A 26,817-nucleotide genomic window follows, 5' to 3' on the forward strand; every position below is an offset into this window, starting at 1 on the left:
GTTTGAGAGGATCTGACCCTAGTACGAGAGGACCGGGTTGGACGAACCTCTGGTGTGCCAGTTGTTCTGCCAAGAGCACCGCTGGTTAGCTACGTTCGGGATGGATAACCGCTGAAAGCATCTAAGCGGGAAGCCGGCCTCAAGATGAGATTTCCATACCTTCGGGTGAGAGGCTCCCAGCCAGACTACTGGGTTGATAGGCCGGATGTGGAAGCGTGGTAACACGTGAAGCTGACCGGTACTAATAAGCCGATGACTTGATAACACACCGTTTAGGTGCTTGCGTCCACTGAGTGGTTCTCGATGTACGGTCGAGAACCGCATAACGAACAATCGTTGTGCAGACTGAAACATCAATAGTGTTTCGGCGGCCATAGCGTGAGGGAAACGCCCGGTCACATTCCGAACCCGGAAGCTAAGCCTCACAGCGCCGATGGTACTGCAGGGGGGACCCTGTGGGAGAGTAGGACACCGCCGGACTTCTTTCATGAAAGGGCCACCCAACGCTGGGTGGCCCTTTCGCGTTAACCCGACGATTGCGCGCTCCGGTCGCGGACGAGAGGATCGAAGCCATGGCAGAGCAGAACCCTCGTGACGAGGAAGGCTCCTCGCGCGCTTCGTCCGACCGGCGCAGCGGCGCACCCGGCAAGAAGCCCTATGCGAAACGCGATGGTGACCGGAAGCCGTACGCGCCCCGTGACGGTGAGCGTAAGCCGTACGTGAAGCGCGACGGCGACCGCAAGCCGTACACGCCTCGCGAGAGCGGCGACCGCAAGCCGTACACGCCTCGCGAGAGCGGCGACCGCAAGCCGTACACGCCTCGCGAGAGCGGCGACCGGAAGCCGTACGCACCCCGCGACGGTGAGCGGAAACCGTACGTGAAGCGCGACGGCGACCGCAAGCCGTACACGCCTCGCGAGGGAGCGGGTGCTCGGTCCGCGCGGCCGACGCGCGCCGGCGCGGGTCGGCCTGACCGTGCCGTGCGTCCCGGCGAAGCCCGACCCGACCGGCCGCGGCACGATGACCCGCCGATCCCCGAGGAGATCACGCCCCACGACCTGAACACCGGGGCACGCAACGAGCTGAAGACCCTCAGCAAGGAGAACGCCGATGAGGTGGCCCGCCATCTCGCGATGGCATCCGAGCTGATCGACGAGGACCCCGAGCTCGCGCACCGGCACGCCCTGGCCGCGTCACGCCGCGCCGGCCGCATCGCGATCGTGCGTGAGACCCTCGCCATCACCGCGTACGCGATCGGCGACTTCGCCCTGGCGCTGCGCGAACTGCGCACCTACCGCCGTATATCGGGCAAGGACGATCAGATCGCGCTCATGGTCGACAGCGAGCGCGGCGTCGGACGTCCCGATCGGGCGCTCGAAGTCGGCCGCTCCGTCTCGAGAGAAGACCTGCCCGCGCCGGTGCGCGTCGAACTCGCGATCGCCATGTCGGGCGCCCGTCTCGACCTCGGCGACGCCGAACGCGCTCTGCTCGAGCTGGACATCCCCGAACTCGATCCTGATCGCGCCTTCGAATGGAGCCCGGCCCTCTTCGCCGCCCGCGCAGCCGTGCTCGAGGAACTCGGACGCACCGACGAGGCGGACCGCTGGCACCAGCGCGCCGTCATCGCCGCCGACGCGCTGGACGCCGCATCCGGTCTCGGCGATCTCGAGACCATCACGATCGACGAGATCGACGAGATCGACGAGATCGACGATGTCGATGACGTCGACGACGAGCCCATGACCGATCCGGCCTCGACGGCTCCGGTGGACGAGCAGTCGCCCGACGTCTCCGACGAGGAGGACACGGAACAGGACGACGCGACCCGGGACGAGGCCTGATGGGGCTCTTCTCGCGGCGCGCGGAGCAGCAGTCGACGCCGCTGGCCGGCATCGACGTGGTGCTGGCTGATCTCGACGGCGTGGTCTACGCCGGTTCCGGCGCCATTCCTCACGCGGTCGAAAGTCTCACCCGCGCCTGCGACGACGGCCGTCGCCTGGGCTACATCACCAACAACGCCTCCCGAACGGATGCCGCCGTGGCGCAGCATCTGACCGGGCTCGGGCTCGACACACGACCGACCGACGTCGTGACCAGCCCGCAGGCCGCCATGCGGCTGCTCGCCGACCGCGTCGCGCCCGGGTCGACGATCCTCGTCGTGGGGGGCGAAGGACTCGTCGTCGAGGTGGAGAAGGCCGGTTTCACCGTCACCCGCAGTGCCGACGATGCGCCCGCGGCGGTCGTGCAGGGCTTCGCGCCCGAGGTGGGATGGACGCAGCTCGCCGAGGCCGCGTACGCCCTGGCCGTGCCGGAGGAGGAGGGCGGCATCCCCTGGATCGCGACGAACACCGACTGGACGATCCCCCAGTCGCGCGGTGTCGCCCCGGGCAACGGCACGCTCGTCTCCGCCGTCCACACCGCTGTCGGCCGACTCGCCACGGTGGCGGGCAAGCCGGAGGTGCCGATCTTCGACGAGGCGGTCGCGCGCTTCGGCGCCGCCCGGCCGCTCTTCCTCGGTGACCGTCTCGACACCGACATCCTGGGCGCCAACCGCGCCGGCGTGCCGTCCGCGCTCGTGCTGACCGGCATCGACCGGCCCAAGCACGTGCTGGCGGCCCCTGCCGGTTCGCAGCCGACGTTCATCCTCGGGGACCTGAGAGAGCTTCACGAGCCCTATCCCCGCACGATCGTCCGCGACGGCGCGGTGACGGTGGGCGAGTCCACGGTGCGCATCGCGGGTGCGGACATCGAGATCCTGTCGACGGGCGGGGCGCAGATCGACCTCCTGCGCGCGGCTGCGGCGGCGATCTGGCAGACCGGGCGCGCGATCTTCGGGTTCCGGGTGCCCGAGATCCTCTACGCCGACCCGTTTCACCGGCCCTGAGGCCCGCCCGCACGTATCCTGAGGGGATGGAACCCGCGACGGACCGCAGCGACCTGCTGAGCGATCTCGAGATCATCGAGTCCCAGCCGCTGGCGCAGCGCGCCGAAGCGTACGAGGCGCTCCACGACGCCCTCGCCCGCCGGCTGGAATCCGGGCCGGCCGGCGTGTCCCGTCCATGACGGAACGCCTGGACGCGGCGCTGGCCGCGCGGGGCCTTGCCCGCTCGCGCACCCACGCTGCCGCGCTCATCGCGGAGGGCGTGGTCTCCGTCGACGGTGTCCCGGTGGTCAAGGCGTCCACGCGTGTGCACGACGACGCCGCCCTCGAAGTCGCCGCGACCGACCACTATGTCAGCCGCGCGGCGCACAAGCTCATCGCCGGTCTCGACGCGTTCGGCGTCGCTGTGCGGGGTCGTCTCGCCCTCGACATGGGCGCATCGACCGGCGGGTTCACGCAGGTGCTGCGCGAGCGCGGCGCGCAGTCGGTCATCGCCGTCGACGTCGGCCACGGACAGCTCTCGCCACTCGTGCAGGCCGACCCGGGGGTCGTCGCCGTCGAGGGTTTCAACGTGCGCTACATGACGCCTGCCACGCTGGCCGCGGCATCCGGTGTCGATGAAGCGCCCACCGTCGTGACCGGTGATCTGTCCTTCATCTCGCTCACGCATGTGCTCCCCGCGGTGAGCGCGGTGATCGCGCCCGGCGGGGACGCGGTGCTGCTGGTCAAGCCCCAGTTCGAAGTCGGCCGCACCGCCGTCCGAGGCGGGCTCGTCACCGACGCCGCTCTGCGCGCGGACGCCGTCGCGACGCTGCTGTGGGCGGCGTGGGATGCCGGTCTCGGCACATGCGGCGTCGTCTCCTCCCCGATCCTGGGCACGCACGGCAATGCCGAGTACATCGTCCACCTCGCGCCGGGTCGCGGAACCAATCCGACAGAATGGTTGGACATCGTGAACCGACTGACGGGGAGCACATGACAGCCGACGACCGCAGCATCCTCGTCGTGGCCCACGCCGGCCGCGACGACACCGTGCAGGCGGCCGAGCGCGTCATCGCCGCTCTGCGCGGCGCGGGCGCCCGCCCCGTCCTCGCGCCCTCCGACCACCAGGAGCTCTCGGCGATCGTCCCGGCGTTGGGCGAGACCGCGGTGCTCGGCGAAGACGTCGCCGTCGCCGACGTCGAGCTGGCGATCGTGCTCGGCGGTGACGGCACCATCCTGCGCGCTGCCGAACTCGTCCGCGACGGCACGGCGCCGGTCCTCGGCATCAACATGGGGCACGTCGGCTTCCTTGCCGAGATCGAGCGCGACGACATGGATGACGCGGTGCGCCGGGTGATCGCCAGGGACTACGGGGTCGAGGAGCGCATGGCGCTGCTGGTGCGGGTGAAGGACTCCGCCGACGCCGTCGTCTACGAGACGTGGGCCCTCAACGAGGCGACCGTCGAGAAGGCGAGCCGCGAGCGGATGCTGGAGGTCGTCATCGAGGTGGACGCCCGACCGCTGTCGAGCTTCGGCTGCGACGGCGTCGTCGTCTCGACGCCGACCGGATCGACCGCGTACAACTTCTCGGCCGGCGGCCCCGTCATCTGGCCCACCGTCGAGGCCATCTCGGTGGTGCCGCTGTCGGCGCACGCCCTGTTCGCCAAGCCCCTGGTCGTCGGCCCGCAGCACGCTGTGGCCATCGAACTGCTGGAGCGCACCGGAGGCGACGGCGTGCTGTGGTGCGACGGCCGCCGCTCGCACGACCTTCCGCCGGGTGCCCGCGTCGTCGTGCGACGCTCGGAGCGCCCGGTCCGCCTCGCACGCCTGCACCCGGCCGCGTTCACTGACCGGCTCGTGCGCAAGTTCCGGCTTCCGGTGGAAGGGTGGCGGGGCCCGACGATCTCCAACGGGATCTCCAACGGCCTCTCCAACGGCTCGTCACCGGTATCCGCCCCGTCGGCCGAAGGCGGCGGCGCGACGTGATCGAGGAGATGCGACTGCGCGACCTCGGTGTCATCGCCGAAGCGACGCTGCCCATCGGCCCCGGATTCACCGCGATCACCGGTGAGACGGGTGCCGGGAAGACGATGGTGGTCACCGGCCTCGGGCTGCTGCTCGGCCAGCGGGCGGACTCCGGCGCCGTGCGCGCCGGCGCGTCCCAGGCGTCGGTCGACGGCGTGTGGATCGTCCCGGAGCACGGCTCGGTGGCTGAGCGGGTCCGCGAAGCCGGCGGCGACCTCGAGCCGCTGGGCGACGGTCGCGCCGAGCTGTTCGTCGGCCGGTCCATCTCGAGCGAGGGCCGGGGCCGTGCCTCGGTGGGGGGTCGTGCGACGCCGGCCGGCGTGCTGTCGGATCTGGCGGACGACCTCGTCGTCGTGCACGGCCAGTCCGATCAGCTGCGCCTCCGCTCCGGCGTCGCCCAACGCGATGCGCTGGACCGCTTCGCGGGTCCGGCCCTGCACGCGGTCAAGACGGCCTACCGCGACGCCTTCGAACGGGCCCGCGGACTCGAGAGCGAACTGGAGCGACTGACCGGCGATCGCGAATCGCGGGCCCGCGAAGCCGACGAGCTGCGCACGCAGATCGCCGAGATCGAGGAGGCCGCGCCGCAGCCGGGCGAGGACGCCGATCTGGCGGTGCGCGCAGAGCGGCTCGCGAACGTCGAAGAGCTGCGGCTGTCTGCGGCGACCGCGCACGACGCCCTCTCGAGTGAGGCCGGCGGACCCGATGCGCTCACGCTGCTCGGCGCCGCGCGGCGCGAGCTCGAGCGCGCCGCGCACGACCCGCTGCTGGAGGAGCTCGCGACCCAGGCTGCAGATCTCGGATACCGTGCCGCCGACCTCGCGGCCGCCCTCGCCGGCTACCTCGCCGACCTCGACGAGACCGGACCCCACGAGCTCGCCGCCGTCGAGGAGCGTCGCGCGGTGCTCGCCGGACTCGCGCGCACGCACGGCTCGCTCGATGCGGCCATCGACCTGCTTCAGACCGGCTCCGAGCGTCTTCTCGAGCTCGACGACGACTCCGACCGCATCGAGCGGCTGACGACGCAGCGGGATGCCGCGGCCACGGCTCTCGACGAGGCGGCCGAGATCCTCACCGAAGCGCGGCGGAGCGCCGCCGAGCGCCTGGGCGCGGCGGTGACCGCCGAGCTGCGCGCCCTGGCGATGCCGGACGCGACCGTGACCGTCGACGTCGGGCCGGGCCCGGAGACCGCGTCCGGGCGAGACGACGTCGCGATCCTTCTCGCCCCGCACCCGGGAGCCCAGCCGCGGCCGGTCTCGCGCGGGGCCTCGGGCGGGGAGCTCAGCCGGGTGATGCTGGCCATCGAGGTGGTCATCGCAGGAACCGACCCGGTCCCCACGTTCGTCTTCGACGAGGTGGATGCCGGGATCGGCGGTGCCGCCGCCATCGAGGTGGGTCGGCGCCTGGCCCGCCTGGCCGAGTCCGCCCAGGTCATCGCGGTCACGCACCTCGCCCAGGTCGCCGCGTTCGCGACCAATCACCTGACCGTCGTGAAGGCCAGCGACGGCTCGGTCACCGCGTCGGATGTCCGGCGCCTCGAAGGACCGGACCGCGAGGCCGAGATGGCGCGCCTGCTGTCGGGCATGCCCGACTCCGACGCCGCCCTGACCCACGCGCGCGAGTTGCTGGGCCTCCGGGTCCAGCCCGACTGATAGGATAAAAGCCCGTGGCGGAAACTCAATCGGCAAGTATTTCGGACGGCTCTTCGATCGGCACCACTCGGCACATCTTCGTGACCGGCGGTGTCGTTTCTTCATTGGGCAAGGGCCTCACGGCGGCCAGTCTCGGCAACCTCCTCACGGCGCGGGGACTGCGGGTGGTCATGCAGAAGCTCGACCCCTACCTCAACGTCGACCCCGGGACGATGAACCCGTTCCAGCACGGTGAGGTCTTCGTCACCGACGACGGCGCCGAGACCGACCTCGACATCGGACACTACGAGCGCTTCCTCGACATCGAGCTCAGCCAGGCGGCCAACGTCACCACCGGCCAGATCTACTCGCAGGTGATCGCGAAGGAGCGTCGCGGCGAGTACCTCGGCGACACCGTGCAGGTCATTCCGCACATCACCGACGAGATCAAGCGGCGCATGCGCCTGCAGGCGGATGAGCGCCCTCAGCCGGACGTCATCATCACCGAGATCGGCGGCACGGTCGGCGACATCGAGTCCCAGCCCTTCATCGAATCCGCCCGGCAGATCCGCCACGAGCTCGGGCGCGGCAACGTCTTCTTCGTGCACGTCTCGCTCGTGCCCTTCATGGGGGCCTCGGGCGAGCAGAAGACCAAGCCCACGCAGCACTCCGTCGCCGCCCTCCGCTCGATCGGCATCCAGCCGGACGCACTCGTGCTGCGCAGCGACCGGCCCGTGACCGAGTCGAACAAGCGCAAGATCGCCCTCATGTGCGACGTCGATGAGGATGCCGTGGTCAACGCCGTCGACGTTCCGAGCATCTACGACATCCCCTCGATGCTCCACGACCAGGGGCTGGACGAGTACATCGTCCGCTCGCTCGGCCTGGAGCGGGCCGGAGTCGTCGACTGGTCCCGGTGGGAGCGGGTGCTCGGCGCCGTCCACAACCCCAAGCACGAGGTGACCATCGGCCTCGTCGGCAAGTACATCGACCTGCCCGACGCGTACCTCTCGGTCACCGAGGCGATCAAGGCCGGCGGCTTCGCGCACGAGACCCACGTCAGCATCCGGTGGATCCCGTCCGACGAGTGCGAGACGCCCGAGGGCGCGGCCAAGGCGCTGGGCGAGCTCGACGGCATCATCGTTCCCGGCGGATTCGGCATCCGCGGGATCGAAGGCAAGCTCGGCGCACTGCGGTTCGCGCGCGAGCAGGGCATCCCGACGCTCGGCATCTGCCTGGGCCTGCAGTGCATGGTCATCGAGTACGCGCGCACCATGGCCGGGCTCGCGGGGGCGTCCTCGAGCGAGTTCGACCCCGACACCGAGTTCCCCGTCATCGCCACGATGGCCGAGCAGGTCGACATCCTCGACCGGGGCGACCTCGGCGGCACGATGCGGCTGGGGCTCTACCCCGCCGACCTCGCCGACGGCTCGCTGGCCGCCGAGGTGTACGGGTCGACGCTCGTGCAGGAGCGCCACCGCCACCGGTACGAGGTCAACAACCGCTACCGCGAGCAGATCGCCGAGGCCGGCCTCGTGTTCTCGGGCGTCAACCCCGACCTCGACCTGGTCGAGTTCGTCGAGCTGCCGCGCGACGTGCACCCGTACTACATCGCCACGCAGGCGCACCCCGAGCTGCGCTCGCGCCCCACCGAGCCGCACCCCCTGTTCCGGGGACTCGTGGGCGCGGCGCTCGAACGCCACCGCGCCAGCGAGCTGTTCGATGTCGAGCCCTTCGAGGACGCGCAGGAGGCGCGCGCGTGACGGATCGCGCCGGAGCGGTTGCCGGCGCGGGCGCCGACCTGCGCGACGAGCCGGTCGACCCTGACGTCGTCGACAGCGACCTGGTGTACGAGGGGCGGGTGTGGGACGTCCGCAGCGACACCATCCGCTACGGCGACGAAGAGATCGTCCGCCAGTACGTCGACCACCCCGGCGCGGCCGCCGTGGTCGCGATCGACGACGACGAGCGCGTCCTGCTGATCCAGCAGTACCGGCACCCGATCCGGTACCGGGACTGGGAGGTGCCCGCCGGCCTCCTCGACGTCGCGGGGGAGTCGCCGCGCGAGACGGCCCTCCGCGAGCTCGCCGAGGAAGCCGACCTCGTCGCCGAGACGTGCGAGCCCCTCGTGAGCATCTTCACGACGCCGGGCGGCAACGACGAGGTGGTGCACCTGTTCCTCGCCCGGGGCCTGTCGGCCCATCACACCCCGCACCCGCGCGAGGCGGAGGAGGCCGACATCCGGCTCGAATGGGTGCCGCTCGCGGACGCCGTCGACGGTGTGCTGGCCGGGAGGCTCCGCAACGGCATCCTCGTGGCCGGAGTCCTCGCCGCGGCCGAGACGCTGCGACGCCGCGCGAGCGCGGGGGAGTGAATGCGGCTCGATCGCGGGGTGGACCGGTACCTCCGGCACATCTCGATCGAGCGCGGACTGTCCGAGCACACCGTCGCCGCGTACCGGCGCGACCTCGCCGGCTACGTCGGGTGGCTGCGCGCGCAGGGTGTCGACGACTCGGCCGACGTGACCGCCGACCTGGTGGGTCGGTTCACGGCGGAGCGGGCGAGCGCAGAGCCGCCGGTGGCGGCATCCAGCATCGCGCGGCTGCAGTCGACGGTGCGCGGGTGGCATCGCTTCCTGGTGCGCGAGGGTATCGACGAGGCCGATCCGGCCGGACGTCTGCGCCCCCCGAAGCTGCCCCGTCGCCTGCCGAAGGCGCTGACGATCGACCAGGTCGAGAGCCTGCTGGATGCCGCAGGCCCCGCGCCCTCGGATGATCCGGCCGCGGCGACCGGACCCGAGGCTTTCGCGGGCGTGCGCGACCGGGCTCTGCTCGAGCTGCTGTACGCGACCGGCGCACGGGTGTCGGAGGTGATTCAGCTCGACGTCGACGACGTCGCCGACCGCGACGTCCTGCGGCTGCGGGGCAAGGGCGACAAGGAGCGCATCGTGCCGGTGGGCTCGTACGCGCAGCGCGCGGTCGAGGCCTACCTCACCCGGGTGCGGCCCGAGCTGTCGCGGCGCGGGCGCGCGACGCCGCGGCTCTTCCTGGGCGTGCGCGGCGCGCCGCTGTCGCGTCAGAGCGCGTGGGCGGTGATCCAGCAGGCGGCCGAGAGCGCGCAGCTGACCGCGCACGTGTCGCCGCATACGCTGCGTCACTCCTTCGCCACCCACCTGCTGCAGGGCGGGGCCGACGTCCGCGTCGTGCAGGAGCTCCTCGGCCACGCCTCGGTGGCGACGACCCAGATCTACACGCACGTGAGCGTCGACGCGCTGCGCGACGTCTACGCCACTTCGCACCCCCGCGCGCGCTGACCGATCCCGCCCCCGCGCGTTGCGCCTCGTGGGCGAAGCGAACCGGCGTGACTAGAATCGAGCGAACGTACGCGAAGGCAGGAGAGTCGGTGGCGGTCAGCAAGCCGGGCAGCAAGCGAGGGATGGCCAAGGCCTCGGTGGGCGACACCCCGATGGGTCCCACGGGTCGTCCCTACCAGGGTTTCCCGACCCCGCCGAAGCTCGACGGCCACGGCCCCGCGCGCATCATCGCCCTGTGCAACCAGAAGGGCGGGGTCGGCAAGACGACGACCACCATCAACCTCGCGGCGGCCCTGGCCAACTACGGCCGCAAGGTGCTCGCGGTCGACTTCGACCCGCAGGGCGCGCTGTCGGCGGGCCTGGGCATCCAGACCCACGAGATCCCGACGATCTACGACCTGCTGCTGGATTCCAAGAAGGATCCGCACGAGGTCATCGTGCACACCTCGGTCGAGAACCTCGACGTGATGCCGGCGAACATCGACCTCTCGGCCGCCGAGGTGCACCTGGTCAACGAGGTGGCACGCGAGCAGATCCTCTCGCGCGCGCTGCGCAAGGTGTCGGGCGAGTACGACGTCATCCTGGTGGACTGCCAGCCGTCGCTCGGGCTGCTCACCGTCAACGCGCTGACCGCCAGCCACGGCGTCATCATCCCGCTGGAGTGCGAGTTCTTCGCGCTTCGCGGCGTGGCGCTGCTGATCGAGACCATCGACAAGGTCCGCGACCGCCTGAACCCGGCCATCACCCTCGACGGCGTCCTGGCCACCATGTACGACCCGCGTACCCTGCACTCGCGCGAGGTGCTCGAACGGGTCGTCGACGCGTTCGGCGACGACGTGCTCGAGACGGTCATCGGGCGCACGGTGAAGTTCCCCGACGCGTCGGTGTCGGGCATGCCGATCACCGAGTTCGCGCCCGAGCACGCGGCCGCCCAGGCGTACCTGCGACTGGCCCGGGAGCTGGTCTCGCGTGGCGCCGTCGCCTGACGAGCCCGACCGGTTCCGGGTCTCGCTGACCAACTTCGACGGTCCGTTCGACCTGCTGCTGAACCTCATCTCCAAGCACGAACTCGACATCACCGAGGTGTCGCTGTCGAAGGTGACGGACGAGTTCATCGCGTATCTGCGGGACGCCGGGCCCGACGGCGATCTCGACGAGGCGTCCGAGTTCCTCGTCGTGGCCGCGACACTGCTCGACATGAAGGTCGTGGGACTGCTGCCGCAGGGCGAGTTCGTCGACGCAGAGTCGGTGGCGCTGCTCGAGGCGCGCGACCTCCTGTTCGCCCGCCTGCTGCAGTACCGGGCGTTCAAAGAGGTGTCGACGTGGTTCGCGAGGTGCCTCGAGCGCGAAGAGCGCCGTCACGTGCGCGCGGTGCGCCTGGACGAGAAGTACCGGAACGCCGTCCCCGAGCTCGTGTGGACGCTGAGCCCCGACGACTTCGCCGCCCTCGCGCTGCTGGCGATGACGCCGAAGGAGATCCCGTCGGTGCGACTGGATCACCTGCACGCGCCGCTGATCAGCATCCGGGAACAGGCCGCCGTCGTGGTCACCCTGCTGCGGGATGCCGGAACACTCACTTTTCGGGAGCTCGTGGCCGGGGTGTCGCAGCCTGGTGTCGTCGTGGCGCGGTTCATCTCGGTGCTCGAGCTCTACCGTCACGCGGCGATCGGCTTCGAGCAGCTGGAGCCGCTCGGCGAACTGACCCTGCGCTGGACCGCCGACCGGTGGTCCGATGAGAACCTCGCGACCCTGGGGGCCGACTATGACAGATGACACGACCACCGCCGATGACGCCGACGCGTCGACGCGGCCGCGGACGACCGCCGACGTGGCCCGCCGGCTCGAGGCCATCCTGCTCGTCGTCGACGAGCCTCAGAGTCTGGTGGCGCTGGCCACCGCGGTCTCGGCGCCCGTACCCGCCGTCCGCCAGGCGATCGAAGGGCTCGTCGCCGATTACGACGGACTCTCCGGGGGTCCGCGCCGCGGCTTCGAGCTGCGCGAGGTCGGCGGCGGCTGGCGGCTCTACGTGCGGGACGAGCACGACGATCTGGTGAGCGAGTTCGTCAACTCGCAGGCGCCGTCCCGCCTGTCGCAGGCGGCGCTGGAGACCCTCGCGGTGATCGCCTACAAGCAGCCCGTCACGCGCGGTCAGGTCGCCTCGATCCGCGCGGTCAACGTCGACTCCGTCGTGCGGACGCTGCTGTCGCGCGGACTCATCGAGGAGCGCTTCGCCGACCCCGAGACCGGCGCGATCCACTACGGCACCACCGACGCGCTGCTGGTGCACCTCGGCATCAACTCCCTCGATGAGCTGCCCCACATCTCGCCCCTCCTCGACGACGGCGCGCAGGGATTCGATGCGGAGGTGATCCGATGAGCGACGAGGGCCGCGTCCGGCTGCAGAAGGCCCTGGCCAACGCCGGCGTCGCGTCGCGCCGCGTCGCCGAGCAGCTGATCGTCGACGGGCGCGTGAGGGTCAACGGCGCCGTGGTCACCGAGCTCGGCTCGCGCGTCGACCCCGACACCGACCTGATCGACGTCGACGGCACCGCCGTGCAGCTCGACCAGACCAAGCGCTACGTCATGCTCAACAAGCCCACCGGCGTCGTGAGCTCGATGCGCGACGACCGAGGGCGGCCCGACCTCCGCCGGTTCACGAAGGACTGGCCGGAGCGGCTGTACAACGTCGGGCGACTGGATGCCGAGACGAGCGGCCTGCTCGTCCTCACCAACGACGGGGAGCTCTCGCACGTGCTCGCCCACCCGTCGTTCGGCGTCACCAAGGTCTACATCGCCAAGGCGGAGGGGCGGGTGACGCCTCAGACCGTCGCCCGGCTGACGCGGGGGATCGACCTGGAGGACGGCCCCATCGCAGCGGACAAGGCTCGGCTGCTGTCGAGCTCGGACGCCGGCGGCGGGTCGCTCATCGAGCTGACCCTGCACTCCGGGCGCAACCGCATCGTGCGGCGGATGATGGCCGCGGTCGGGCACCCCGTCGTCGAGCTCGTGCGGCGGCAGTTCGGCCCGCTGCACCTGGGAACCCTTCCAGCGGGCGAGGCACGCGAGTTGACTAAGGTGGAGCGGGGCGCGCTGCTCACTCTCGCGCGCCAGGCGACCGGCGACCCGACGTCCGAGGGTCGCAGCGATCAGGAGAACACGTGACCGATACCGCGACAGCGTCCGCGCGCGTCCGCGCGCGCGTCCACGGCACGGTTCGCATCGTCGGAGCGGGCCTGCTCGGGTCGAGCATCGGCCACGCCCTCACCGGGCTCGGGGTCGACGTCGCCCTGTCCGACACTTCGCCGGCGCAGCTGCGGCTCGCCGTGGACTACGGCGCCGGACGCGCCGCCCGAGAGGACGACCGGCCGAGCCTCGTCGTCGTCGCCGTGCCGCCCGACGTCACCGCCGACGTGATCGCCCGCGAACTCTCCGCGTACCCGGATGCCGTGATCACCGACGTCGCGAGCGTCAAGCTCGAGCCGCTGCGCACGCTCCGCGAGCGCGGCGTCGACATCGCCCGCTACATCGGCTCGCACCCCCTCGCCGGCCGCGAGCGCGGGGGAGCCATCGCCGCCCGAGCCGACATCTTCGTCGGCCGGCCGTGGGTCGTGTGCCGTGACGAAGAGACCTCGGCATCCGATCTCGCCCTCGTCGAGGGCCTGGCCCTGGATCTCGGCGCGATGCCGATCGAGATGTCGCCCGAAGACCACGACCGCTCCGTGGCGCTCGTCTCGCACGTGCCCCAGCTGGTCGCCAGCCTGCTCGCGGGCCGCTTCGTCGACGCGCCGGACGGCTCGCTGCGCCTCGCCGGGCAGGGTGTTCGCGACACCACGCGCATCGCGGCGTCGGCGCCCGAGCTGTGGGTCCAGATCCTGGGGGCGAACGCCACCCCGGTCGTGGACGTCCTCGACGCCCTCGCAGCCGACCTCACCGACGTGGCCGCCGCGCTCCGGGCACCCGACGCCCCCGGAGCGCGCCGCGCGATCGCCGACACGATCCGCCGCGGCAACGACGGCGTCGAGCGGCTGCCGGGCAAGCACGGCCAGAACCGCCGGTTCGAGACGATCGTCGTCATGGTCGACGACACCCCCGGCCAGCTCGGCCGGCTGTTCGGCGAGCTCGGCGAGCTCGACGTCAACGTCGAGGACCTGCGCCTGGAGCACTCCCCGGGTGCGCAGTTCGGTCTCGCCGAGATCAGCGTCGCCCCCACCGCCGTCCGTCGGGCGATCGACGGGCTCGAAGCCCGCGGATGGAAGATTGCGAGCACCACCAATGACTGACTCCGTCCACACCGATCCGGTGATCGTCGCGATCGACGGTCCCGCCGGCAGCGGCAAGTCGAGCGTGTCGAAAGAGGTCGCGCGGCGGCTCGGCTACGGCTATCTCGACACCGGCGCCGCCTACCGCGCGCTGGCGTGGCACGCCCTCGACCACGGCGTCGACACGTCAGACGCCACGAGCGTGCTCGAGGTGACCGGCGACTTCGAGTACGAGGTCTCGACCGACCCCGACGACTTCTGGGTGCGCGTGGGCGGCACCGACGTGACCGAGGCCATCCGCGAGCCGCGGGTCTCCGACGCCGTCAGCGGCGTCGCCCGGGTGCCGGCCGTCCGCCAGTCCGCGAGCGCGCTCTTCCGAGCCCTCGCGGGGCGGGCGGGCACGCCGGGCGTGGTCATCGAGGGCCGGGACATCACGACCGTCGTCGCCCCCGACGCACCCGTGCGCATCCTTCTGACGGCCTCGCCCGAGGTGCGGGCGGCGCGGCGCAGCGCCGAACTGACCTCGCAGGATGCGATCGAGGTCGCCCAGGCGATGGCCAAGCGCGACGCCTCGGATTCGGCGGTGGTGGACTTCCTCACCGCGGCACCGGGCGTGACCGTGGTCGATTCGAGCGAACTGGACTTCGCCCAGACCGTCGACGCCGTCCTCGGCGTGGTCGGACGGGCCATCCCCACAGAGGCGGGAGCACGACATGGCAGCTGACGGAACCGAACACGGAACCGAAGACGAGTACGGCGAGGACCACCTCGCCGAGACGCTGGACGAGATCGACGACGAGCTGGCGGACCAGCGCGCGGCGGCCCTGCGCGCGAGCCTCGACGACTACGAGCTGGACGAAGAGGACGCCGCGCTGCTGGCGGGCCTGGTCGACGGCGGCGAGGGCATCGAGATCCTTCCCGCCCTTCCTGTGGTCGCGATCGTCGGCCGCCCGAACGTCGGCAAGTCGGCACTGGTGAACCGCATCCTCGGCCGTCGCGAGGCGGTCGTCGAAGACACCCCGGGCGTCACGCGCGACCGCGTCACCTACAAGGCCGAGTGGATGAACCGCCGGTTCTCGCTCGTGGACACCGGTGGGTGGGAGCCCGACGCCAGGGGCATCGACCGCTCGGTGGCCGCGCAGGCCGAGGTCGCCATCGACCTGTGCGACGTGGTGCTGTTCGTCGTGGACGCGATGGTGGGGGCGACCTCCACCGACGAGCACGTCGTGCGGCTGCTGCGCAAGAGCGGCAAGCCGGTGTTCCTCGTCGCCAATAAGGTCGACGACGCCCGCCAGGAGCCCGAGGCCGCCGCCCTGTGGAACCTCGGTCTCGGCGAGCCGTACCCGGTGTCGGCCATCCACGGCCGCGGCGTCGCGGATCTCCTCGACGACATCATGAAGAAGCTCCCCGAGGTCTCGGCCGTCGCACGCGGCGAGATCGGCGGTCCCCGTCGCGTGGCGATCCTCGGTCGCCCGAACGTCGGCAAGTCGTCGCTGCTGAACAAGGCCGCCGGCGAGGAGCGCGTCGTGGTGAACGAGCTCGCGGGCACCACGCGCGACCCGGTGGACGAGGTGGTCGAACTCGGCGGGCGCCTCTGGCGCCTGGTCGACACGGCCGGCATCCGTCGTCGTGTGCATCTGCAGCAGGGCGCCGACTTCTACGCATCGCTGCGCACCTCGGCGGCGCTCGAGAAGGCGGAGGTCGCCGTCGTCGTGCTCGACGTGAGCGAATCGCTCAGCGAGCAGGACGTGCGCATCATCGACCTGGTGCTCGAATCGGGCCGCGCGCTCGTGCTGGCGTTCAACAAGTGGGATCGCCTGAACGACGACGACATGGAGAACATCGATCGTCGTCGTTACCTCGAGCGCGAGATCGAGCAGGATCTCGCCCACGTGGCGTGGGCGCCTCGCGTGAACATCTCGGCCAAGACCGGGCGCCACCTCGAGAAGCTGGTGCCCGCGCTCGAGACGGCGCTGGACTCGTGGGATCAGCGCATCCCGACCGGTAAGTTCAACGCGTTCCTGTCCGAGCTCGTCGCCGAGCATCCGCATCCGCTGCGCGGCGGCAAGCAGCCCCGCATCCTGTTCGGCACCCAGGCCTCGACGCGTCCGCCGACCTTCGTGCTGTTCACGACGGGCTTCCTGGATGCCGGTTACCGCCGTTTCGTCCAGCGACGACTGCGCGAGCTGTACGGCTTCGAGGGTTCGCCCATCGTGATCAACATGCGGGTGCGCGAGCGTCGGCAGCGCTGAGGCCGGCGCCGCCGGTGCGGTGGTGTGTCAGGCTGACACGGTGAGTACGCGACAGCCGGATGCCGGGGGCCCGCCGCCCCGCACCGGGCCGCGCGACCCGGGTGACGCCTGGGTCGTCGCCCCCACCGGAGAGCGGTACTGGGGGCGTTTCGGTGCCGCGGGTCTGCTGGCCCACGACGCCGCGCGCGGCATCCTGCTGCAGCATCGCGTGTCGTGGAGTCACTTCGGCGGCACGTGGGCGCTGCCCGGCGGCGCCCGTCACGACGGCGAGTCGGCCGCCGACGGCGCGATCCGCGAGGCGACCGAAGAGGCCGGCGTGCCCGACGGGGCCGTGCGGCCGCGCCTGCTGAGCGTCCTCGACCTCGACTACTGGAGCTATGCCACGCTCGTCGCCGACGTCGAGCGGCCGTTCGAGCCGGTGATCAGCGACCCCGAGAGCGTCGAGCTCGCGTGGGTTCCCGTCGACGAGGTTGTCGCCCGGCCGCTGCACCCGGGGTTCGCCGCCTCGTGGCCGGCGCTTCGTGAGCTGCTCGACGTCCGGCCCGCCCTCGTGATCGACGTCGCCAACGTCATGGGCGCCGTCCCCGACGGATGGTGGCGCGATCGACGCGGAGCGGCCGAGCGCCTCATCGCGCGCGTGGCGGGGCTCGAGGTCGACGGCATCCCGGGCGGTGAGCTCGGGCTCTCGGAGCACCGCTGGTTCCCGGCGATCGCGGCGGTCGTCGAGGGTCAGGCGCGGCAGGCTCCCGCCGCCGGTCGCGTCGAGGTGGTGCGGGCTCCGGCATCCGGAGACGACGCCATCGTGGCCGAGACCCGCCAACGGCTCGGGCGGGGCGAGCAGGTCACGGTGGTCACCAGTGACCGCGAGCTCGCCGCCCGCGTGACGGATGCCGGGGGCACGGTCCGCGGCGCGCGATGGCTTTTGGACCTGGTGACCCCGGCATCCTGAATCAGTGAGCGAACGCGGGAGCGTCCCCCGGAACCGCGTCCGACGGCTCGACCGGCTTGCGGACGAACAGCGCGAGTCCCGCGGCAGCGGTGGCGATGATCGCTCCCACCAGGAACGCGGCGTGCACGCCGTCGGCGGTCGCCGCCACCGCGTCGGCGCCGCGTGAGGCGGATGCCGCGACCTGCACCGACATGAGCGTGACGAACAGGGCCGTGCCGGCGGCGCCGGCCACCTGCTGGATGGTGCCGACGATCGCGCTGCCGTGCGGGTACAGGTGGCGCGGGAGCGACCCCAGGGCCGACGTCATGAGCGGGGTGAAGACGAAGCCGAGGCCGAGGTTGAGGGCGACGTGCACGGCGATCACCCACGCGACAGTGGTGCCCTCGTCGAAGGTCGCCATGCCCCACAGTGCGGCGGCGGCCACGGTCATGCCCGGGATCACGAGCGGGGTCGGTCCGAAGCGGTCGAAGAGCGAGCCGACGATCGGGGCGATGACACCCATCAGGATGCCGCCCGGAAGCAGCATCAGGCCGACGGCGAGGGTGTCCAGGCCCAGTACCTGCTGCAGATAGATCGGCAGCAGCACGAGCGAGCCGAACAGCGCGGCGAACACCACGACGACGAGGGACACCGCCAGGCTGAAGGTGCGCGACCGGAAGGTGCGGAGGTCCAGCAGCGCGGCATCCGTCTTCTGCAGGCGGATCTGACGGACGACGAAGGTGATCAGGCTGGCAGCGCCCACCACCAGCGGGATCCACACCGGGACGGGCGCGTGGCCCGACGCGGCTTCGCCGATGGAGCTGAGGCCGAAGATGAGGCCGCCGAAGCCGAGCGCCGACAGGATGACCGAGGGGACGTCGAGGGTCGCGGGGACGGTCTCGGTGACGTTGCGCACCCACACCGCACCCAGGGCGATCGCCAGGACGGCGATGGGCAGGACGAGCCAGAACATCCAGCGCCAGTCGAGGGCCGAGAGGATGATGCCCGACACGGTGGGCCCGATGGCCGGGGCGACCGCGATCACGATGGAGATGACACCCATCATGCGGCCGCGATGGGTGGCCGGGACGATCGTGAGGACCGTCGTGAACAGCAGCGGCATCATGATCGCGGTGCCCGACGCCTGCACGATGCGCCCGGCCAGCAGCACCTCGAAGCCGGGTGAGAGCGCGGCGATCAGGGTTCCCGCGGTGAAGAGCCCCATCGCGGTGAAGTAGATGTTCCGCAGCGGGAACCGCGCGAGCAGGAAGCCGGTGAGCGGGATCACGACGGCCATCGTGAGCATGAAGCCGGTGGTCAGCCACTGGGCGGTGCTCGCGGTGATGGCGAGGTCGCTCATGAGGCGGGGGAGCGCGACGCTCATGATCGTCTCGTTGAGGATCACGACGAAGGCCGAGGCGACGAGGAGGGCGATCACCGAGCCGGTGCCGCGATCGACGGCGGGGGCGGTGGGCACCGGAGTGGACGCGGTGCGGGAGTCTTCAAGAGTCATCACCTGCAATTATGGCAGACACTGTCAAGTTGGCACCTGATGTACACTGGGCCGGGATGAGCACTTCCTCGGTGGTGGACGACGACGCGGTCGACGCGCCCGTCGGCCTGCGCGAGCGACGCCGCCTCGAGACGACGCGCGAGATCTCGGATGCCGCTCTCGACCTCTTCGAGCGACAGGGCGTCCACGCCACCACGGTCGACGAGATCGCGCATGCCGCCGGCATCTCGCCGCGGACGTTCTTCCGGTACTTCGCGACCAAGGAGCAGGCGGCGTTCCTCGACGACCCCGAGGGCGACCTGCTCGTGCGCGAGACGCTGCGGGCGCTCGACGCCGGGGCGTCGCCCGCCGCCGCACTCGAAGCGGGCTGGCTCGCGGTGTTCGACATCGTCGCCGGCGACGTCGAGGGCCGGACCCGCGGGCGCCGGCTGCACGCGCTGATCTTCTCCGAGCCGGCCCTGCTCGCCGTGACCCTTCGCCGCGACGCCGAGCAGGCTCAGGTGCTGGCGGAGGCCCTGGCAGCGTCATCGGAGGCCGACCCTGCATCACTGAAGCTGCTCGTGGCGCTGTTCGGCACTCTCGCGCGGCAGACCTTCGACGTGTGGGCGCGCCGGCACGATGCGGGCGACGACGTCACACCCCGTTCGGTGTATCTCGACCTGCGTGCGGCGGTGCGGGGCTTCGCCGAGCACTTCGCCGGCTGAGCGCGGGCGGTCCGGTCAGTCGTCACGACCGCGCAGGCGGTCGAGGTCGCGGCGCTCGCGCTTGGTCGGGCGGCCGGCGCCGCGGTCGCGGATGGGGACGAACGGCGTCTCTTCGCGCGGGAGCGGCGGGGGCGTACGGTCTTCGACGGCCTCTGCCGCCAGCGCGGCGCCCACCCGCTTGGTGATCGTCGTCTTCACGACGAGGATCCGGTCGAAGCCGTTGATACGGACGCGCAGCTCATCGCCCGGCCGTACCGGCTGAGCGGCCTTGGCCCGTTCGCCGTTGACCCGCACGTGGCCCGCACGGCATGCCGTCGTGGCAAGGGACCGCGTCTTGTAGACGCGGACGGCCCAGAGCCAGGCGTCGACGCGGGCGGTTGCGGTCATCCGACCATGATCTCAAACCTGCGGTGCCGCCAGGTCGAGGGCCATGACGACGCGGTCGGCGCGGGAGCGGCCCACCTCGCGGAAACCGGCGTCGCGGAACGTGCGGACGACCCCGTGGTAGAGGCTGTTCGCGGAGTGCGCATGCCCGGCATCCGGATCGACCGGGTAGCCCTCGACGATTCGCGCCCCGTTGTCGCGCGCGTGTCGCACCGCCGCGTCGAGGAGCTGTGCGCTGAGCCCCCGCCCGCGATGCTCCCGCCGGACGACGAAGCAGCTGATCGCCCACACGACCGGGTCGTCCCACGGCTCTTCGGACACCGAGGCGTACGCCTTGGTCCGACCGAGGCGCGGCTGAGCCGTGCGGGGGCCGACCCGCACCCAGCCCGCTGCCTCGCCGTCGATGTAGGCGATGAGGGCGGGCGGCGGCCCGGCGGCGATCTCGTCCCGCAGCATCGCGTTGCGCTCGTCGGCGGAGGTCGCGTTGAACCGGGCGCTGCTCATCTTCCACCACTGGCACTGGCAGCTCTTGCCGTCGCCTCCGCCGGTCAGCGCATGCTGAGCGTCGTCGAAGCGGTCGGCGGTGGCCGGTTCGATGGTGACTCGTGCGGTGTGTTCGGTCATGGCGGCGACCGTAGTCGCGGCATCCGACGTGCGGCAAGCGTCTCGGTTCGCGGGCGGTCTCCGGAGAGGCTACGATAGGGGAGTTGTCTTCACGCAGGTGACGACGTCCGGGATGTGGCGCAGCTTGGTAGCGCACTTGACTGGGGGTCAAGGGGTCGCAGGTTCAAATCCTGTCATCCCGACCGGACAACGAAAGGGCCCGCCGTTCGGCGGGCCCTTTCGCGTCCCCCGTGCTGTCGTACCCGCGAGCCTGTCTGGACCGCGAGAGTACATCGGGCGGACGAGGGCGTGGGGTGCGCCCGGCGTCTCGGCGGCAGGGTGTACTCTCGCGGTCTGGCGTGGGTGCCCGGGGCGGCGCCGCGCGGGCCGCGGCGGGGTCAGGAGCGGGCGGGGTAGTCGAAGAAGCCGCGACCGGTCTTGCGGCCCAGGTCGCCCGCGGCGACTTTGTCGCGGAGGATCTGCGGCGGTGCGAAGCGGTCGCCGAGCGTCTCGTGCAGGTACTCCGCGATCCCCAACCGGACGTCGAGCCCGACCAGGTCCGAGGTTCGAAGCGGCCCGGTGGCGTGCCGGTAGCCGAGCACCATAGCGGTGTCGATGTCCTCGGCGCTGGCGACGCCCTCTTCCAGCATCCGCATCGCCTCGAGCGCGATCGCCGCACCCAGGCGAGAACTGGCGAAACCCGGGGCGTCGTTGACGGCGATCGGGGTCTTTCCGAGCGCGGCGACCCAGGACTCCGCCTGCGCGCGCAGCTCGGGCGCGGTCTGCGGGGTGAGGACGATCTCGACGAGCGCCGACGGTGGGACCGGGTTGAAGAAGTGCAGGCCGCAGAATCGCTCCGGCTGTTGCAGCGTGCCGGCCAGGTCGGTGACCGAGAGCGATGAGGTGTTGGTGGCGAGCCATGCGGATTCGCCGAGCACCTTCTCGGCCGCGGTCAGCGCCTCGACCTTCATCTCGAATGCCTCCGGAACGGCCTCGATGACCAGCTCGGCACCCGCCAGGTGGGCGAAGTCGGTGCCCACGCGCACGCGGGCGAGCAGGCGCTCGGCGTCGACGGAGGCGTCCCGTGCGGCGGCCTTGGCGACGCCGTCCTCGAGGCGCGCTCGCGCATGCTCGGCGGCGGTGTCGTCCCGTTCGATCACCGTGACATCGGCCCCGGCCTGGGCGAAGACCTGCGCGATACCCGCGCCCATCCTGCCGCCGCCGATCACGCCGACGGATGCGGGCAGCGTCATGAGGTCTCCTTCGACCGGTCCAGGAATCGGGTCATGCGCTCGGTCTTGGCCTCGGACTCGAAGAGGATCGCCTGCGCGAGGTCGTCGACGAGCGGGTGCGCCGAGCGCGGTGCCGCGAGCACGCGCTTCGTCAGCCGGACGGCCAGGGGATCCTGCTCGCAGATGCGGTCGGCGATCGCGTCGGCAGCGGCGAGCAGGTCCTCGGGCTCGTGGACGGATGCGACCAGGTTGACGCGCAGAGCCTCGTCAGCCGTGAGACGGCGTCCGGTGAAAAGGATCTCCTTCGCGAGGGGCTCTCCGACCAGTTCCAGCAGCCGCCAGGTGGCACCGGCGGCGGCCATGATCCCGAGCGCCGATTCCGGGTTGCCGAAGACGGCCCGCGTCGAGGCGACACGGATGTCGGCGGCGTACGCGAGTTCCGCGCCTCCGCCCAGCGCGTAGCCGTCGACGGCGGCGATGACGGGCATCGGCAGCCGGGCGATGCGCGAGAACAGGGTCGAGTTGATTCCCTGGAGCGCGTCGTCGCGTCGTCGCTCCCGCAGAGTGCGGATGTCGGCGCCGCCCGCGAAGACGCCCTTTCCACCGGCATCCGCACCCGTGAGGATCAGGATGCGGGGATCCCGCTCCAGCTGAGAGCAGACGCCGTGCAGCTCGGACACCATCTCATCGTCGATGGCGTTGCGCACGTCAGGGCGATGCAGCTCGACGGTGAGCCGATCCGCGCCCTCGCGGAGAAGCAGGGTGTTCATCCGGCCAGGTTGCCATTTCGCGCCCCGCGCGTCCAATGCGCCGCGTCCGGCCGTTGCCGCGAGAGAACACGTGACGCGCGAGAGTGCGGGTGCGCCCCACCGTCTCGTCCGCCAGATGTACTCTCGCGGTCCGGCGCGTCAGGCGGAGGGCGCGGTGCGGGCGAGCCAGGCGGTGAAGGTCTCGGAGCCGCGCTCGGCGTCGGGGCCGGGAAGCAGCGTGCCGTCGCGCTGAGCACGGCCGAGAGGGCCGGGCAGGGGGATGCTGGGGATCCAGCCGCGGTGACCCGAGGCGCGGGCGAAGCGGCGCACCATGTCGACGAGCGATTCCTCGCGCGGACCGGCGATCTCGACATACCCGCGGGCAGGACTCTCGGCCAGGTCGACCAGCCGCGCAGCGACCTCGCGGGCCGCGATCGGCTGCGTGCGCATGCGCGGGGCGAGGTGAAGCGGTCCTGCCTTCGCCGCCGCGTACATCTGCGGCGCGAACTCGTGGAACTGCGTCGCCCGCAGGATCGTCCAGGCCACGGGCGCCTTCTCGACCAGCAGCTCCTGCGCGCGCTTGCCGGCGTAGTAGTCGTGCGGCGCGCGGTCGACCCCCACGATCGAGAGCGCGACATGTCGCGCCACGCCCGCCGCGTGCTCGGCCTCGAGCAGCGAGCGCGTGACGGCCGAGAAGAACGCGGTGGCGGCATCCGCCTTCAACGTCGACACGTTGGTGACATCGATCACCACGTCAGTGCCGGTCAGCGCGTCGGCGACCCCGGTCCCGGCGACGAGATCGACCCCCGTCGATCGCGCCATGACGACCACGTCGTGTCCGCGGGCCCGAGCCTCGGCCGCGACCATCGCTCCGATCAGGCCGGTGCCCCCGGCGACGGCGATCTTCATGCTGCTCCTCCTATCCGTGTGGCCAGTCCGCGACGGCGCGCGTGATGTCACGACTGGTCGCCGCGGACACCTTCTCGACCAGGTCGATCACGGCCTCTGCCCGGCCGCGAGCGGGCCGCCACGTTCCCACGACCACGCCGTCCACCAGCACGGCCGGGCGGAATACGCCGTTCGACCCGGGCACGAGGGCCTCGAGCATCGACGGCGAGGCCACGAGTGAGCGGTCGCCGTAACCGAGGATCCACTCGTCGAAGCCCGGCACGAGGGTGACGCCCGTGTGATCGCCCACCCCCGGCTCGCCGATCACCCAGGCCGGCTGACCGTCGACCGTCACGTCGACCAGATCATCGACGGATGCCGCAACGCGCCGCAGCGCGGTCTTCGGCAGCTTGGTCCACCACGCCAGGTCGGTCAGCGTGACGGGCTGCCGTGCGGCGACGTACCGGCGGACGATGCCCGCGAGCGCCGCGTCGGGGTCGACCGTGGCCGCGGCATCCGAGCGGGTCAGCAGCTGCTCGCCACCGCCCGGAGCGAACGGACCCCAGTGCATGAGCCCCTCGACGCACAGGTGCATGAGCAGGTGGTAGCCGCGTCCCGCCTCGGTGCTGATCCCCGCGGACTCCCACACCGCGAGCATCTCGCTCCGGCGGAGCCCATCGCCCGCCACAGCCTCGAGGGCGAGGTCGCGCGCCCGCCCGATGGTCCGGTCGTCGAGGTCGAGCTGCGCCCGCCGACGCACGGTGGCCTGGCGGATGCGGTCGCCCGTGAACGAAAGCAGCACGGCGAGGTCGTCGGGCGTCGTGGCGAAGAGGGTGCCTCGCATCGGCCAGCTGCGCACCAGCTCGCCGGCGTCGAAGGCGGCGACGACGTCTGCCACGGTGGTGCCCCCGCCGGCGCGGAGCGCGACAGCACGCAGCACGGCGGGCAGGTCCTGTCCCTGCAGCGCCACCATGTGCCGCGTCACGTCGGCGGGCGCGAGGGCGGATCCGCCCAGCAGCTGCGCCTGCCACCGCATCCGCCGTGCGTGCGTCGCTGTGATGTCCATCACCCGCCCACGCTAGCGGCACACCCCGACACCGGTCGTAGGCTGGCGGGCACCATGGGATTCACACGCGCCGAGCTGCAGGCGTTCCGCGGCCGCAGCGTGCCGGACCTGATGCCCGAGCATCCCCGGCTGGTCTTCGTCGGCATCAACCCGGGGCTGTGGACGGCGGCCACCGGCGCGCACTTCGCCTACCCGGGCAACCGTTTCTACCCCGCGCTCGCCGCCGCGGGGATCATCCCGCGCCTGCCGCGCATCGACGACGACGGCATGGCCGAGGCCGACCGGCGGATGTTCCTGGACGCCGGCATCGGCATCTCGAACCTGGTGCGACGGGCGACCGCCCGCGCAGACGAGCTCACGCGCGACGAGCTGCGCGAGGGTGCCGCCGACCTCACCCGCGCGGCCGCCGAGTGGAAGCCGCGCGTGGTCGCAGTGGTCGGTCTCACGGCGTACCGGCAGGGCTTCCGACGGCCGAAGGCCCTCGCCGGTCGTCAAGACGGGATGCTGGCGGGCGCCGAGCTGTGGGTCGTTCCGAACCCCAGCGGTCTGAACGCGCACGACACCGTGGCCACGCTCGCCGAGGCGTACGCCGCGCCGGCCCGGGCCGCCGGAATCCTGCCCTGATCGCGCGGGTTCCGGGACACCACCTCCGTCGTCCGGATCACGTGTTTTCGCCGAGCCCACGCGTCACGTGCGCGCACAACGGGTGCGCTCGATCAGAACACGTGATCTGGACGCGGGCTCGGCGGCCCGCGAACCTGTGAGCCTCACATCTGACGGGCGTAACGTCCGATCATGAGCACACAAAACCGACCCGCCGACACCGGCACTCTGGGACTGGGGTCGGTCCTGATCGGCTCGCTTCCTGCCACGCTGCTGACCGCCGAGGCGCCCGAGCGCTACACGGTCGAAGCCGTCTTCACCCGCAAGCCCGACTCCGAAGAGGTGGCGATGGTGCTCGGCAACGACACCCGCGACCACCTCTCGCGTGCCGGGTACGCCATGGTGCACGTCAACGTCTCGGATCGACGACTCGAGATCGCCAACACCAACCTCGAAGAACTCCGCGACGGACTCGGCGGCGTCATCGCCGCGCGCCTCGCGGACATCAGCTCGCAGGTGCAGGGTCGCCGCGAGGATGCCGCAGCGCGGTTCCTCGCGAGCTCCGCCGTCGAGCACGACCGCGCCGCGCATGTGGCGGCGCTCGCAGAATCCGTCAGCTTCGACGCCGCGCCCCGCGCGCCCCACGCCGTGGCCTGACACCCGCAGAACCCGAGGAGGTCGCCATGAGCGACATCCGCCCCACCGTCCCCCGTCCGAGCGGTCCCCGCCCCGAACGCCGCGCCGCGGCATCCGGAGTCACCGAGTTCACGGAACTCGCGCAGCGGATCCGGCAGAGCGGTCTGCTGCGCCGAAGGTACGGCTATTACTGGACGAAGCTGATCGCCCTGCCGGCCGTGCTGGCGGCAGGACTGGTCGCCTTCGCGCTGATCGGCGACACGTGGTGGCAGCTGTTCATCGCGGCCGCGCTGGCGATCGTGTTCACGCAGATCGCCATGCTCGGCCACGACGCGGCGCACCGCCAGATCTTCGTGTCGGGTCGCTGGAACGACTGGATCAGCCTCATCCTCGGCGACCTGCTCGTCGGGATGAGCTACGGCTGGTGGCAGCACAAGCACACGCGACACCACGCCAATCCGAACAAGGACGGCGCCGACCCCGACATCGAGCTGCCGGTCATCGCTCTGACCGCCGAGCAGCGGGACGCTCCGCGCGGACGCATCGGCGGATGGTTCCGCGGGCATCAGGGGCTGTTCTTCTTCCCGATCCTCCTGCTCGAGGGCGTGTCCCTCCACGCATCGGGCGTGCGCCGCGTGCTGGTGCGCGAGCGCCTGCGACGCCGCTGGGTCGAGATCGCGTTCCTGACGGTGCGGATCGTGGGGTACCTCGTGCTGGTGTTCCTCGTGCTCTCGCCGGGGATCGCGGCGGTGTTCCTCGTCGTGCAGCTGGGGCTGTTCGGCTTCTACATGGGTATGGCGTTCGCGCCGAACCACAAGGGGATGCCGATCGTGCCGCGCGAGATGACGCTCGACTTCCTGCGCCGGCAGGTGATGATGAGCCGCAACATCCGCGGCGGCAGGATCATCGACGTCGCGATGGGCGGGCTCAATTACCAGATCGAGCACCACCTGTTCCCGTCGATGCCGCGCCCGCACCTGCGCAAGGCCGCCCCGATCATCGCGGCGTACTGCCGGGAGCGCGGGGTGCCGTACACGCAGGTGGGACTGTGGACGTCGTACGCGATCGTCGTCCGGTACATCAACCGGGTGGGACTCGGTGAGCGGGACGCCTTCGCGTGTCCGCTGGTCGAGCAGCGACGGATGCTGACCCTGCAGAGCTGATCGAC

The 26,817-nt window shown here is 71.3% G+C and carries 28 protein-coding genes, 1 tRNA gene and 2 rRNA genes; 24 read left to right on the forward strand and 7 right to left on the reverse strand.

What is annotated here, in order from left to right; all coding sequences use genetic code 11:
• The 19 genes from Q9S36_RS27955 to Q9S36_RS28045 form a co-directional block, all read left to right on the forward strand.
• Positions 1–265: ribosomal RNA gene (locus tag Q9S36_RS27955) — 23S ribosomal RNA — on the forward strand; the annotation flags it as partial.
• A 98-nt stretch (positions 266–363) separates the two neighbouring features.
• Positions 364–480 (forward strand): 5S ribosomal RNA (gene rrf, locus Q9S36_RS27960).
• 92 nt (positions 481–572) lie between these two features.
• On the forward strand, positions 573–1,841 hold the full coding sequence (locus Q9S36_RS27965) for a primosomal protein (protein ID WP_311288115.1): 1,269 nt from the start codon (positions 573–575) through the stop codon (positions 1,839–1,841).
• The gene (locus Q9S36_RS27970) at positions 1,841–2,884 is read left to right on the forward strand and encodes an HAD-IIA family hydrolase (protein WP_311288116.1); all 1,044 of its coding nucleotides are present in this window, start codon (positions 1,841–1,843) and stop codon (positions 2,882–2,884) included. Before Q9S36_RS27965 ends, Q9S36_RS27970 begins: the two co-directional genes overlap by 1 nt.
• Positions 2,885–2,910: 26 nt before the next feature.
• Positions 2,911–3,063: a hypothetical protein gene (locus tag Q9S36_RS27975; RefSeq protein WP_251449344.1), complete on the forward strand. Its 153-nt coding sequence runs from the start codon at positions 2,911–2,913 to the stop codon at positions 3,061–3,063.
• Positions 3,060–3,860 (forward strand): TlyA family RNA methyltransferase, encoded by an 801-nt coding sequence (locus Q9S36_RS27980; RefSeq protein ID WP_311288117.1) that lies wholly within the window; start codon positions 3,060–3,062, stop codon positions 3,858–3,860. Before Q9S36_RS27975 ends, Q9S36_RS27980 begins: the two co-directional genes overlap by 4 nt.
• Entirely contained in the window at positions 3,857–4,849 is a 993-nt protein-coding gene (locus Q9S36_RS27985) for an NAD kinase (RefSeq protein WP_311288118.1), read from the forward strand. The genes Q9S36_RS27980 and Q9S36_RS27985 overlap by 4 nt, the downstream gene beginning before the upstream one ends.
• Entirely contained in the window at positions 4,846–6,540 is a 1,695-nt protein-coding gene (gene recN, locus Q9S36_RS27990; protein ID WP_311288119.1) for a DNA repair protein RecN, read from the forward strand. Before Q9S36_RS27985 ends, recN begins: the two co-directional genes overlap by 4 nt.
• A 14-nt stretch (positions 6,541–6,554) precedes the next feature.
• Positions 6,555–8,282: a CTP synthase gene (locus tag Q9S36_RS27995; RefSeq protein WP_396653859.1), complete on the forward strand. Its 1,728-nt coding sequence runs from the start codon at positions 6,555–6,557 to the stop codon at positions 8,280–8,282.
• Positions 8,279–8,893 (forward strand): NUDIX hydrolase, encoded by a 615-nt coding sequence (locus tag Q9S36_RS28000; RefSeq protein ID WP_311288120.1) that lies wholly within the window; start codon positions 8,279–8,281, stop codon positions 8,891–8,893. Before Q9S36_RS27995 ends, Q9S36_RS28000 begins: the two co-directional genes overlap by 4 nt.
• Positions 8,894–9,832, forward strand: a complete 939-nt coding sequence (xerD, locus tag Q9S36_RS28005; protein ID WP_311288121.1) for a site-specific tyrosine recombinase XerD — start codon at positions 8,894–8,896, stop codon at positions 9,830–9,832.
• 122 nt (positions 9,833–9,954) lie between these two features.
• The gene (locus tag Q9S36_RS28010; RefSeq protein ID WP_251451407.1) at positions 9,955–10,818 is read left to right on the forward strand and encodes a ParA family protein; all 864 of its coding nucleotides are present in this window, start codon (positions 9,955–9,957) and stop codon (positions 10,816–10,818) included.
• On the forward strand, positions 10,802–11,605 hold the full coding sequence (locus Q9S36_RS28015; RefSeq protein ID WP_311288122.1) for a ScpA family protein: 804 nt from the start codon (positions 10,802–10,804) through the stop codon (positions 11,603–11,605). Before Q9S36_RS28010 ends, Q9S36_RS28015 begins: the two co-directional genes overlap by 17 nt.
• Positions 11,595–12,209, forward strand: coding sequence for an SMC-Scp complex subunit ScpB (gene scpB, locus Q9S36_RS28020; protein WP_311288123.1), 615 nt, complete (start codon positions 11,595–11,597; stop codon positions 12,207–12,209). The genes Q9S36_RS28015 and scpB overlap by 11 nt, the downstream gene beginning before the upstream one ends.
• Complete coding sequence (locus Q9S36_RS28025; RefSeq protein ID WP_311288124.1) at positions 12,206–12,994, forward strand: pseudouridine synthase; 789 nt, start codon at positions 12,206–12,208, stop codon at positions 12,992–12,994. The genes scpB and Q9S36_RS28025 overlap by 4 nt, the downstream gene beginning before the upstream one ends.
• A complete protein-coding gene (locus Q9S36_RS28030) occupies positions 12,991–14,112 on the forward strand; it encodes a prephenate dehydrogenase (RefSeq protein WP_311288125.1) in 1,122 nt (373 codons plus the stop codon). The genes Q9S36_RS28025 and Q9S36_RS28030 overlap by 4 nt, the downstream gene beginning before the upstream one ends.
• Entirely contained in the window at positions 14,105–14,815 is a 711-nt protein-coding gene (gene cmk / locus Q9S36_RS28035) for a (d)CMP kinase (RefSeq protein WP_251449355.1), read from the forward strand. The genes Q9S36_RS28030 and cmk overlap by 8 nt, the downstream gene beginning before the upstream one ends.
• Positions 14,805–16,343, forward strand: coding sequence for a ribosome biogenesis GTPase Der (gene der, locus Q9S36_RS28040; protein WP_311288126.1), 1,539 nt, complete (start codon positions 14,805–14,807; stop codon positions 16,341–16,343). The genes cmk and der overlap by 11 nt, the downstream gene beginning before the upstream one ends.
• A 40-nt stretch (positions 16,344–16,383) precedes the next feature.
• Positions 16,384–17,292, forward strand: a complete 909-nt coding sequence (locus Q9S36_RS28045; protein WP_311288127.1) for an NUDIX domain-containing protein — start codon at positions 16,384–16,386, stop codon at positions 17,290–17,292.
• 1 nt (position 17,293) lies between these two features.
• Here the strand turns inward: Q9S36_RS28045 and Q9S36_RS28050 are convergent, their stop codons facing one another.
• Entirely contained in the window at positions 17,294–18,784 is a 1,491-nt protein-coding gene (locus tag Q9S36_RS28050) for an MDR family MFS transporter (RefSeq protein WP_311288128.1), read from the reverse strand.
• Between the two features lie 56 nt (positions 18,785–18,840).
• Between Q9S36_RS28050 and Q9S36_RS28055 the strand changes: the two genes are divergently transcribed.
• Entirely contained in the window at positions 18,841–19,488 is a 648-nt protein-coding gene (locus Q9S36_RS28055) for a TetR family transcriptional regulator (protein WP_311288129.1), read from the forward strand.
• A 15-nt stretch (positions 19,489–19,503) separates the two neighbouring features.
• Here the strand turns inward: Q9S36_RS28055 and Q9S36_RS28060 are convergent, their stop codons facing one another.
• Together Q9S36_RS28060 and Q9S36_RS28065 are read right to left on the reverse strand one after the other, a co-directional pair.
• Positions 19,504–19,875 (reverse strand): RNA-binding S4 domain-containing protein, encoded by a 372-nt coding sequence (locus tag Q9S36_RS28060; RefSeq protein WP_251449370.1) that lies wholly within the window; start codon positions 19,873–19,875, stop codon positions 19,504–19,506.
• Between the two features lie 12 nt (positions 19,876–19,887).
• Positions 19,888–20,496: a GNAT family N-acetyltransferase gene (locus Q9S36_RS28065; RefSeq protein ID WP_311288130.1), complete on the reverse strand. Its 609-nt coding sequence runs from the start codon at positions 20,494–20,496 to the stop codon at positions 19,888–19,890.
• A 108-nt stretch (positions 20,497–20,604) separates the two neighbouring features.
• On the opposite strand from Q9S36_RS28065, the gene Q9S36_RS28070 reads away from it, so the two are divergent.
• A tRNA-Pro gene (locus Q9S36_RS28070) sits at positions 20,605–20,678 on the forward strand.
• Between the two features lie 195 nt (positions 20,679–20,873).
• Here the strand turns inward: Q9S36_RS28070 and Q9S36_RS28075 are convergent.
• The 4 genes from Q9S36_RS28075 to Q9S36_RS28090 form a co-directional block, all read right to left on the reverse strand.
• The gene (locus Q9S36_RS28075) at positions 20,874–21,728 is read right to left on the reverse strand and encodes a 3-hydroxyacyl-CoA dehydrogenase family protein (RefSeq protein WP_311288131.1); all 855 of its coding nucleotides are present in this window, start codon (positions 21,726–21,728) and stop codon (positions 20,874–20,876) included.
• Entirely contained in the window at positions 21,725–22,477 is a 753-nt protein-coding gene (locus Q9S36_RS28080) for an enoyl-CoA hydratase/isomerase family protein (protein WP_311288132.1), read from the reverse strand. Before Q9S36_RS28080 ends, Q9S36_RS28075 begins: the two co-directional genes overlap by 4 nt.
• Positions 22,478–22,615: 138 nt before the next feature.
• Positions 22,616–23,365, reverse strand: coding sequence for an SDR family oxidoreductase (locus Q9S36_RS28085; protein ID WP_311288133.1), 750 nt, complete (start codon positions 23,363–23,365; stop codon positions 22,616–22,618).
• 10 nt (positions 23,366–23,375) lie between these two features.
• Positions 23,376–24,410, reverse strand: a complete 1,035-nt coding sequence (locus Q9S36_RS28090) for a winged helix DNA-binding domain-containing protein (protein ID WP_311288245.1) — start codon at positions 24,408–24,410, stop codon at positions 23,376–23,378.
• A gap of 54 nt (positions 24,411–24,464) precedes the next feature.
• Between Q9S36_RS28090 and Q9S36_RS28095 the strand changes: the two genes are divergently transcribed.
• The 3 genes from Q9S36_RS28095 (at position 24,465) to Q9S36_RS28105 (ending at position 26,812) form a co-directional block, all read left to right on the forward strand.
• Positions 24,465–25,034: a mismatch-specific DNA-glycosylase gene (locus tag Q9S36_RS28095; protein ID WP_311288134.1), complete on the forward strand. Its 570-nt coding sequence runs from the start codon at positions 24,465–24,467 to the stop codon at positions 25,032–25,034.
• Positions 25,035–25,205: 171 nt separating this feature from the next.
• On the forward strand, positions 25,206–25,670 hold the full coding sequence (locus Q9S36_RS28100) for a hypothetical protein (RefSeq protein WP_311288135.1): 465 nt from the start codon (positions 25,206–25,208) through the stop codon (positions 25,668–25,670).
• A gap of 26 nt (positions 25,671–25,696) precedes the next feature.
• Positions 25,697–26,812: an acyl-CoA desaturase gene (locus Q9S36_RS28105; RefSeq protein WP_311288136.1), complete on the forward strand. Its 1,116-nt coding sequence runs from the start codon at positions 25,697–25,699 to the stop codon at positions 26,810–26,812.
• Positions 26,813–26,817 lie beyond the last annotated feature (5 nt).

The organism is Microbacterium sp. ARD31, assembly GCF_031844425.1.

Bases quoted from the DNA above. Each gene is read 5' to 3' on its own strand.
- Q9S36_RS28100 (WP_311288135.1), top strand. From the start codon at position 25,206: ATGAGCACACAAAACCGACCCGCCGACACCGGCACTCTGGGACTGGGG.
- Q9S36_RS28050 (WP_311288128.1), bottom strand. From the start codon at position 18,784: ATGACTCTTGAAGACTCCCGCACCGCGTCCACTCCGGTGCCCACCGCC.
- Q9S36_RS28075 (WP_311288131.1), bottom strand. From the start codon at position 21,728: ATGACGCTGCCCGCATCCGTCGGCGTGATCGGCGGCGGCAGGATGGGC.
- Q9S36_RS28085 (WP_311288133.1), bottom strand. From the start codon at position 23,365: ATGAAGATCGCCGTCGCCGGGGGCACCGGCCTGATCGGAGCGATGGTC.
- Q9S36_RS27965 (WP_311288115.1), top strand. From the start codon at position 573: ATGGCAGAGCAGAACCCTCGTGACGAGGAAGGCTCCTCGCGCGCTTCG.
- der (WP_311288126.1), top strand. From the start codon at position 14,805: ATGGCAGCTGACGGAACCGAACACGGAACCGAAGACGAGTACGGCGAG.
- Q9S36_RS28025 (WP_311288124.1), top strand. From the start codon at position 12,206: ATGAGCGACGAGGGCCGCGTCCGGCTGCAGAAGGCCCTGGCCAACGCC.
- Q9S36_RS28060 (WP_251449370.1), bottom strand. From the start codon at position 19,875: ATGACCGCAACCGCCCGCGTCGACGCCTGGCTCTGGGCCGTCCGCGTC.
- xerD (WP_311288121.1), top strand. From the start codon at position 8,894: ATGCGGCTCGATCGCGGGGTGGACCGGTACCTCCGGCACATCTCGATC.
- Q9S36_RS28010 (WP_251451407.1), top strand. From the start codon at position 9,955: ATGGCCAAGGCCTCGGTGGGCGACACCCCGATGGGTCCCACGGGTCGT.
- Q9S36_RS28080 (WP_311288132.1), bottom strand. From the start codon at position 22,477: ATGAACACCCTGCTTCTCCGCGAGGGCGCGGATCGGCTCACCGTCGAG.
- Q9S36_RS27980 (WP_311288117.1), top strand. From the start codon at position 3,060: ATGACGGAACGCCTGGACGCGGCGCTGGCCGCGCGGGGCCTTGCCCGC.
- Q9S36_RS28090 (WP_311288245.1), bottom strand. From the start codon at position 24,410: ATGGACATCACAGCGACGCACGCACGGCGGATGCGGTGGCAGGCGCAG.
- Q9S36_RS27975 (WP_251449344.1), top strand. From the start codon at position 2,911: ATGGAACCCGCGACGGACCGCAGCGACCTGCTGAGCGATCTCGAGATC.
- scpB (WP_311288123.1), top strand. From the start codon at position 11,595: ATGACAGATGACACGACCACCGCCGATGACGCCGACGCGTCGACGCGG.
- Q9S36_RS28095 (WP_311288134.1), top strand. From the start codon at position 24,465: ATGGGATTCACACGCGCCGAGCTGCAGGCGTTCCGCGGCCGCAGCGTG.
- Q9S36_RS28105 (WP_311288136.1), top strand. From the start codon at position 25,697: ATGAGCGACATCCGCCCCACCGTCCCCCGTCCGAGCGGTCCCCGCCCC.
- Q9S36_RS28065 (WP_311288130.1), bottom strand. From the start codon at position 20,496: ATGACCGAACACACCGCACGAGTCACCATCGAACCGGCCACCGCCGAC.
- Q9S36_RS28055 (WP_311288129.1), top strand. From the start codon at position 18,841: ATGAGCACTTCCTCGGTGGTGGACGACGACGCGGTCGACGCGCCCGTC.
- cmk (WP_251449355.1), top strand. From the start codon at position 14,105: ATGACTGACTCCGTCCACACCGATCCGGTGATCGTCGCGATCGACGGT.
- Q9S36_RS27970 (WP_311288116.1), top strand. From the start codon at position 1,841: ATGGGGCTCTTCTCGCGGCGCGCGGAGCAGCAGTCGACGCCGCTGGCC.
- Q9S36_RS27985 (WP_311288118.1), top strand. From the start codon at position 3,857: ATGACAGCCGACGACCGCAGCATCCTCGTCGTGGCCCACGCCGGCCGC.